Genomic DNA, 6,999 nt, shown 5'->3' with positions numbered 1-6,999 from the left:
TCAGTGCCTTCAAAGGCCTGTTCATGAGTGAGGTCAGGTTCGTGATGAACTTGTCGTCGCTGATTGTTGTAGCCATGTGAGACGCTCCCTACTCTCTTGTGTCGATCAGGGCTTTCTGTTGAATGATACGTTGGGTGTCCTACGCCTCGGCGGTGCTCCTCAAAGCAGGCAATAGTGGCCCGTTCCTTCCTTCGTTGATGAGGGCGTCGATCAGCGTTGTGGTATCGACATTGAAGAGCCGAGACAAGACGGCATCGTGCGGGGGATACGTTGTGGAGTACGTGAGGTTCTCATCGTGATTGCACGTGATATCAAACCACGGCGAATCGAGGGCCGAGCGCCTCACAGTCCAATCGGATTGGAGGCAGCTGAGCGTTTTCACGGCAGTGGGTGGCAGGCCGTTTAGCTCTGGGTTTGCCTCGCCGAGGACAAGGGCGAGGCGTGCCAGCAATATCTTGTGGTTGTCGCAGCGCAGCATGTATGAAACGACATCATGACCATATGTTATGTCGGTGACAAGGAGGTGTTGATCGGTATACAGAATTGCTTGCACGTCGTCCGATACCGTCAATCGCACTTCGTGTTGTGAATCGTCTGTCGATACCTGAGTCGTTGGGGTAAACAGCGGAGTCAGCATCTCTATCGACATGTTGATACCAGACCTCTCCGGTTAGAAACGAGCGTAGAAATTGTGAACCTCATCGAGCGTGCCGAGAGGGGGTGCTTCGGGGTCGAAAAACATGTCGAGCACCGTCTTGACGGGATAGACGGTGAGGGAGGGGATATGCAGGTATCGGTCGAGTGAGCTGGTTGTGTAGCTCAGCTCAGGAAGGCGTTCGGAAGTCACGTGCATGCTAGAGCTTCCCGTCACTCGTTGGATCGTCCAACCAACGGGGAAGGAGCGCCACCCGTATTCCATGTTGATCTGTCTGTAGCCTGCAGCCATTCGGTAGAAGGAGCCAACGAGCTCTATCAAGGCCAGTGACGCGATATCAGGAGAAGACGTCCACATGTTTGAGTAGCGTGTGGTCGCTCTTTCGTCGGAGCCAAAGAAATACTGCCCATCGTCAACCCAAAAGTGCTGACTCATTGACGCCCCGTATCCGAAGACACAGTCGTTATCTCCAATGAGGTCGGCAGAGACGCCGACGCTCTTTGCCCGTTCGATCAGCTGCTCGAGCACATCCATGATGACGTCCTCCCGTGGGTGATACTCCTGTACCTCGAGTATAAGCGCGTTATCCTATCCTCGAAGGCGTCATTCGTTGACACCCGGTGTGTTCAGGCCTGTGCTGTTGGGAATGCGCGGTGTCCGTTGCGTGCGGCGAGCGCTCGCCATGTGACACGACGGAGCGAGTCACTCAGCTGTCGCGAGCTGAGTGTGCTCTGGCTGTTGCCTTGGCGGCCAGCAGGGCAGCCGTGTTGGCTGACGTTCCGTGTGGTCAATCGCCGGGTGGTTGAGTCGATGATGGCGTTGTTGCCCCCGCTAGCTAGTGGGGGCAACAACGCCGGCTCTTGTCGTGTTGAGGCGTTAGCCCACGGGAATGAGGAAACGTTCTGACGCGCCTTCGGGCAGGTCGACGCGCTGGCTGCGAGCAGCGCGCAGCGCGGGCTCAAACTCAATGAGAATGGGAGTCCAGGAGTCGAGAACGCGGGTGGGGGCGAGGCTCTTTCCGCCTTCGGTCAGACGCATTTCCTCGTAAATCTGGATGGTCACTCCGAGGAGCTCCTGAGTGGGATGCACGTAGAAGTAGGATCCGGGCATGTAGGTGACCTCTTCGAGATTGAAAGAGGGGGCACCCATCATAAGTCTGCTGAGGTCTCGTCCGTTCTGGCCGATAAAAATAGCGACCTGCGGAACCGCCAGGTTGTTTGTCGCAATCGAAATGTTATGCGATGTTGCCGTGAGCACGGGAGAAGCAATCGCACGCGGCTCCGTGATGGAAGTGTCGACATATCCTCGGAAGGTTACCGACGGGGTCGGGGGTAGTGACTCGAGAAGAGTCAAGAGACTTTTGATGTTGTCTTCGTTCATGATTCCTCCTGTGGTTTCTAGTCAAAGCGTGCAAGGTAGTCGGGCAGGACGTACGGTGATGTCCAATCGCGGAGCAGGCCTGTGTATTGGACGATGCACGTATAAGCGGTTCGCTCGTCGAGAGTGTTAGGACCGTTCCAAAAACTATCTGGGTTGCCTGGCTCTGGCTGAAGAAAATGCTTCCACCAAAGATATTCTGGTTCTTTCCACCACACGGGGACATCTCGAACCTCGATGCGTTCTTCCGCCGGGGTTGGTAGCTGTGTGAGTGAGCCGTACAGGTCAGGATCGTCGGGGTATCGATCCACGTAGATCGTGCGCAGCTGCCCAGGCACGGTCCGCGGCGGCACGGTTATCCCGGTGAATGGCAGAATGTCACGAGAGCTATGCTCCCAGGCAAGAACTCGCACCCAGATGGACCCCACTCGCGTGTTGTTTGCCCAAGGATTGGCGTGCCAGGGGTGTCCGTCTGCGCGGACGACAAACCAGGGATTTTCCCCGACTACATTAATGAGGAGCGCGAACGTGTCAGTCCCGCGAATGGGGTGATGGGAGACAATAGAGCCCCCAGCGGTGCACTTGCCGTACCGAAGTTTACTGGGCGTACCGGACTTGATGGGCATCACCCAGCCCTGTGGGCTTGGGGTCCCGAAAGGCTGGTAGGGGATTGACGGCAGTGCCTCAGGCAGACCCGATAACGTGCGGAGCGTGGCTGAAAAACGACGGATGACGTCGCGTTGGTGGGGGAAGAGTCGCTCCCAGTCGAGCTGGCCGTCTTCAGGGCGCTTAGGGAGCTTCCAGATCATTGGGCAATCCCACCAATGATGGTCGGCAATCCACAACTGCGCCCCGTTAACATTTCCATTCACCGCGATGGGCATAGCTGCATCCTACTTTCTCTGCCTGAGTTTGATGGTCCAACTTCCGTCAGAAAGTTTATCTTGGTCGATAACGTCGAACTCAACTCCGGACTTAAAAAGGATTTCGTCTTCTGTGGCATACATAGACATCGGGCGGATGTTCGAACCAGATGCGTTTTCAATCTCAAACAGGACTCGTGTTTCCCCAGGTTTGGGGTGCGAGGCCGGGGCTGGGTCGCACCAACCTCGCTCACTTCTCTAGCGCTCTATCGCGCGTGTTAACCCCTTATTGCGTTTGTGGGCGGGGCTGCCCACGCTCCGAGTGCGTTACCGCGGAGGCGTTGAGTCTTGCGTTAGTCGTCGTCTCCGTAGGGGATATGCGTGGTTCCGAAGAGAGCCTGACAGGCTTCTTCTTTGCTCTCGATGCGTGCGATCTCGAGGAGGCGCTCGGGCGTGTGGTTCAGGAACCATGTCAGGTTGGTGGCTTCGTCAGACCATTTGCCTGCGAAGACACCGGTGGGCTGATCGTTGTGACACAGCTCAAGGGAGTACTGATTGGTGCCGGGCCTGTGGGACCAGTTTGGTGCGATCAGAAGCTCACGAAAACTGATGCCCAATGGTTGGAGGTCGAGGCAATAGCGCAGTAGATCAAAGTTGTACATGAACAGCCACTGCTTCACGGGGGTAAGAGAATCTGCCCACATGCTGGTGCCAGGGGGAGAGAGGCGTTCGCTTGACCCGCCCGAGTAGAAACCGTCCTCGTACCACGCGTGGATCATGACATTAAGATCGTTGCTCCGAAACCACACGTGATCCTCGCTGACAACGTAAAGCTCTCGCTCGAGCAAGGAAACCAAGGTCTTGATGAACTCATCTTCGCTAATCGTGTTTGACATACTTAATGATTCCCCGCTTCTTCCACTCTTTTAGTGTCAGCTCCCTGATGATACCCGTCTTTTCGTCGGGTCCCCAAATCTGCAGCTGTATTGCCCCTCCTGGTTGGCCAAAAGCGGGGGCGACCTCGCCGTATTTGACGATGTGTCCCTCGGGAAGTTCTCCGGTCAGGCGTGCGCGCATATCAGGTGCGCCCAACGAGAAGGGCTGGAACAATCCTCGCTCGCCAAACGATGGAAGCGTACCGTCCTTGTGTACTGCGGCCGCGAACTTACCGCCGGGGTCTCCGAGTCGGCACAAATCCTCGCCGTGCGTTTTGATGAATGGGGTAATCGACGTGTACTCGTGGTAATTTGCGTTGAGTTTTGCCCCATTCTTGCGGAGTCCTTCGACATCCCATGGCCAAATTGGTTCCTTCTTTTCTTTGTCATAGTAGACATTCATGAAGTCCTCCATGGGACGTGGCGACCCGTCGGGATTGTATCCCAGTGCACGTTCAGCATTTACTACGTCATCAAAACCGTAACGGCCTGAATGCCACTTAGCTGCATCGTCTGGCAGGACCTTCTTTTGATAGGACTCCCAATCTTCAAGTGCTTCCTCAAGCTGGCGTCGTGTCTTTGGGGGAGTTCTGTATGGATCGACTCCTTCTGGAAAACTTTCAGACTGATTAATTGACGAATCCGGCAGGCTGTCATAGTCAGGGTCCGAATTGCTGTGAGGATCTGTTTCTGGATTGTAAGAGGAATCTGGACCGTCTTTATCGTGCGAGTGATCGTAGAGATCCTCATACTTTTCGTCCTGGTCGGACTTGTACGTATCGTCGGTGTCCTTGGGGTGCTCGGCGTTGTCGTGGTGTGCGGCGTCGTCATCCTCGAGGGACTTATTCGAGGTGGCTTATCTGTCTCTGCCTTGTCAGCCTCGGTCTTGTCACCGTGGCGCGCCGAATCGGCAGCGTCGTCGGCCTTGCCGTTGGCGGAGTGGTCCTTCGCCTTGGGGTCAGCGTCCGCGTGCTCGACGGAATCATGCCCATGCTGAGCGTCGGCATCGGCCTTACCGGAGCCATGTGCGTCGCCGGAGTCGTGGCCAGCCTTCCTGGCGTTGGCGGCCTCATCCGTGTGGGTGGCAGGCGTGTCGGCTGCATGCTTTCCGCTATGCGGCTGCTTGTCGCCGCCCAGGCCGTCCCCGGCAGGAGTTTCCTTCTTGGGTGCGTCGGGGGTGCCGTCTCCACCTTGTCCTGCCCGGGGGGCGTGGCCGGGGGTGGAATCAGCGCGCGAAACGCCGTGCCTGTCGCCGGTGGAAATGCCGATCTGCACGGTGCGGACCCACGGCCTCGCCCTTAGAAGCCTTTCTATCGGCTGGACGTCGGTGGAATCATCCGTGAGATGTCGACGCCCGCGTCGCTGAGCTGGTGTAGATACGGCTCGAATGATGTCCTGAACGGGGTGAGCGCTGGACCTCCGTCAGCGTTGAGGTAGGAATTGAGGTAGTCCTCGACCGAAAACTGCACGGCAAACTGCAGTTGTCGAAGCGCGGCGCAGTTCGTCGAATTGAGGGATAGCTCCGGATTTGCGATGTACTGATAGTTCGCGACGCGAGGCCAGCGGGTGGGGGAGGAAACCCACCGGCTACGCAGCTCATCGGTGAGGATGGCAGGCGAGATGGCGTCCTGGAAAAGGTCCGCGCGGCGCAGCGCTCCAACCGCAGCGATAACGATGTACGAGGCTATCGTCGCGCTCTGGGTGTCGATGCAGAATGCGGCGCTTGGGTGGCGTTCGGACCAACTGAAGCAAAACCTGTCTTCAATGGTCCAGACCGCAAAGAAGTCGGTGTTGTAACTCGAGAAGGCGTAGCCGTTCTCAAAGTTCTCGGGCGTTACGGAAGTACCCGAACAGAGCTTCCCAATCAGGGGCTTTAACGTCTCCAACATGGGCAGAACCTCCTTCAATGATGTGTTGAGTCACGAGCTCGTCGATCGATAGCGGAGAAAGATTATTGAATGTGACACGCTCCAGGAAACGAACCTGCGGCGCATACCCTCGCGAACCATGATCCTCGGCGAGGAGGCAAATCTCGATGAAAACTCCCTCTGGTAGCGGGTCAGCGGTGAATTGATATTGGTGGTACAGCTCGTTCAACTGTGCGGGCGGAGCTGACCTGCAATCTGCGGGAATGATGCCGTTGTCGATGATTGGGGTGAGGGAAAAAGCTCCGACGTGCCCGATGTGATCGAACCCCGTGATGTGAAAGTCCTCGATGAAGCTCTCTTTGTCGGAGTAGTAGCGGTCCGATCCGGTAATCGCCCCGTGATCGATGTCGTCTCGCCACGTCGGAGAAATACTGCCCGGAACGGAATACTGTGAACGCATCCAATCAGCCGTCGAGCGCATCTCCGGGTGCGTGCCGTGTGCGAACTGGCCCTTGAGATCAAGAGCGACATCTTTGCCGATGCGGAAGCGACTCCCCAGCCCGCTGAAGGCATGCATGAGGGCATCGCCCGGTCCTGGCGCCCGTACGGGGAAGAAACGGGTTTCGGGGTCAGTCGGGCGGCCGGTATTTGGGGCAGGGGGATTGTCTACCAATTTAAGCCTCGTTTCAAGGGGTATGTGTGTAGTCATAGCACGTTTGGTGACCTGTAAGTCGTGTTGTCTCTATCGTCTTAGGGAACGATAGTAATCGTGAGATTCAGCAGTTCAACTGAACTGGGATTAAGCCTTGGAAGCGACGTGCATGTAGTGGCTTCCCGCCACAGGCACACCCTACGTCAACAAGAACGACTCCGCGCAGCCTTCACGGCAGATGAGGTGCTATCAGTGTCGAAGTCGCCTACCACTGCGCCCAGCAAGTGCGAGACTTCTTCGATCAAGCCGCTCCTGCCCAAGGCCGACTCCTGGCCGCTCGTCTTGTCGAAAGCCTACCAGCGTGTCTCACCCGCGAAATCGCTCGCCTGGGCCGAACCCTACGTAAGTGGAAGGACGCGTTCTTGGCCTACTTCGACACGGCCGGAGCCAGCAATGGCCCCACCGAAGCCATCAATGGCATTATCGAAATGGGCAGACGCGCCGCCAGAGTCTACCGCAACCCCACCAACTACCGACTCTGAATGCTCCTCATCGCAGGAGGCCTAGACGCCTCCACCGCCACTCAACTCTGAAGATCGAGTAAAGACGATGCTGTCGCCGTTGTCTTTGACGAGATTCGGGGGAAAGT

10 protein-coding genes are annotated in these 6,999 nt (G+C 56.9%); 1 reads left to right on the top strand and 9 read right to left on the bottom strand.

Annotation, left to right across the window (positions count from 1 at the left end; translation table 11 throughout):
• Positions 1-139: 139 nt before the first annotated feature.
• The 9 genes from HMPREF1137_RS05570 to HMPREF1137_RS10010 all read right to left on the bottom strand — a co-directional run bounded on the left by HMPREF1137_RS05570 (position 140) and on the right by HMPREF1137_RS10010 (position 6,275).
• Positions 140-649 (bottom strand): hypothetical protein, encoded by a 510-nt coding sequence (locus tag HMPREF1137_RS05570; protein ID WP_155835403.1) that lies wholly within the window; start codon positions 647-649, stop codon positions 140-142.
• Positions 650-670: 21 nt separating this feature from the next.
• On the bottom strand, positions 671-1,189 hold the full coding sequence (locus tag HMPREF1137_RS05565; RefSeq protein ID WP_007589832.1) for a hypothetical protein: 519 nt from the start codon (positions 1,187-1,189) through the stop codon (positions 671-673).
• 342 nt (positions 1,190-1,531) lie between these two features.
• Positions 1,532-2,035, bottom strand: coding sequence for a hypothetical protein (locus HMPREF1137_RS05560; RefSeq protein ID WP_007589831.1), 504 nt, complete (start codon positions 2,033-2,035; stop codon positions 1,532-1,534).
• An 890-nt stretch (positions 2,036-2,925) separates the two neighbouring features.
• Entirely contained in the window at positions 2,926-3,087 is a 162-nt protein-coding gene (locus HMPREF1137_RS10640) for an ADP-ribosyltransferase domain-containing protein (RefSeq protein WP_155835404.1), read from the bottom strand.
• Positions 3,088-3,248: 161 nt separating this feature from the next.
• Complete coding sequence (locus HMPREF1137_RS05555; RefSeq protein ID WP_034497006.1) at positions 3,249-3,791, bottom strand: hypothetical protein; 543 nt, start codon at positions 3,789-3,791, stop codon at positions 3,249-3,251.
• Entirely contained in the window at positions 3,775-4,233 is a 459-nt protein-coding gene (locus HMPREF1137_RS05550; RefSeq protein ID WP_007589833.1) for a glycohydrolase toxin TNT-related protein, read from the bottom strand. Before HMPREF1137_RS05550 ends, HMPREF1137_RS05555 begins: the two co-directional genes overlap by 17 nt.
• 62 nt (positions 4,234-4,295) lie before the next feature.
• Entirely contained in the window at positions 4,296-5,105 is an 810-nt protein-coding gene (locus tag HMPREF1137_RS05545; RefSeq protein WP_034497004.1) for a hypothetical protein, read from the bottom strand.
• A 35-nt stretch (positions 5,106-5,140) separates the two neighbouring features.
• Positions 5,141-5,719 carry a hypothetical protein gene (locus HMPREF1137_RS05540; RefSeq protein ID WP_034497000.1) on the bottom strand — a complete coding sequence of 193 codons (579 nt, stop codon included), beginning with the start codon at positions 5,717-5,719 and terminating at the stop codon, positions 5,141-5,143.
• Positions 5,649-6,275, bottom strand: coding sequence for a hypothetical protein (locus HMPREF1137_RS10010; RefSeq protein WP_007589828.1), 627 nt, complete (start codon positions 6,273-6,275; stop codon positions 5,649-5,651). Before HMPREF1137_RS10010 ends, HMPREF1137_RS05540 begins: the two co-directional genes overlap by 71 nt.
• A gap of 359 nt (positions 6,276-6,634) precedes the next feature.
• On the opposite strand from HMPREF1137_RS10010, the gene HMPREF1137_RS10005 reads away from it, so the two are divergent.
• Positions 6,635-6,892 carry a transposase gene (locus tag HMPREF1137_RS10005; protein ID WP_231284031.1) on the top strand — a complete coding sequence of 86 codons (258 nt, stop codon included), beginning with the start codon at positions 6,635-6,637 and terminating at the stop codon, positions 6,890-6,892.
• The last annotated feature ends 107 nt before the right edge of the window (positions 6,893-6,999 follow it).

The sequence above is a fragment of the Actinomyces sp. ICM39 genome (genome assembly GCF_000282935.1).
GTDB lineage: Bacteria > Actinomycetota > Actinomycetes > Actinomycetales > Actinomycetaceae > Pauljensenia > Pauljensenia odontolytica_B.
This window is presented reverse-complemented; position numbering and strand designations above follow the sequence as displayed.

Excerpts from the sequence above, each read along its gene's own strand:
- HMPREF1137_RS05570 (WP_155835403.1), bottom strand. The coding sequence starts at position 649 with ATGTCGATAGAGATGCTGACTCCGCTGTTTACCCCAACGACTCAGGTA.
- HMPREF1137_RS05565 (WP_007589832.1), bottom strand. The coding sequence starts at position 1,189 with ATGGATGTGCTCGAGCAGCTGATCGAACGGGCAAAGAGCGTCGGCGTC.
- HMPREF1137_RS05560 (WP_007589831.1), bottom strand. The coding sequence starts at position 2,035 with ATGAACGAAGACAACATCAAAAGTCTCTTGACTCTTCTCGAGTCACTA.
- HMPREF1137_RS05555 (WP_034497006.1), bottom strand. The coding sequence starts at position 3,791 with ATGTCAAACACGATTAGCGAAGATGAGTTCATCAAGACCTTGGTTTCC.
- HMPREF1137_RS05550 (WP_007589833.1), bottom strand. The coding sequence starts at position 4,233 with ATGAATGTCTACTATGACAAAGAAAAGAAGGAACCAATTTGGCCATGG.
- HMPREF1137_RS05540 (WP_034497000.1), bottom strand. The coding sequence starts at position 5,719 with ATGTTGGAGACGTTAAAGCCCCTGATTGGGAAGCTCTGTTCGGGTACT.
- HMPREF1137_RS10010 (WP_007589828.1), bottom strand. The coding sequence starts at position 6,275 with ATGCATGCCTTCAGCGGGCTGGGGAGTCGCTTCCGCATCGGCAAAGAT.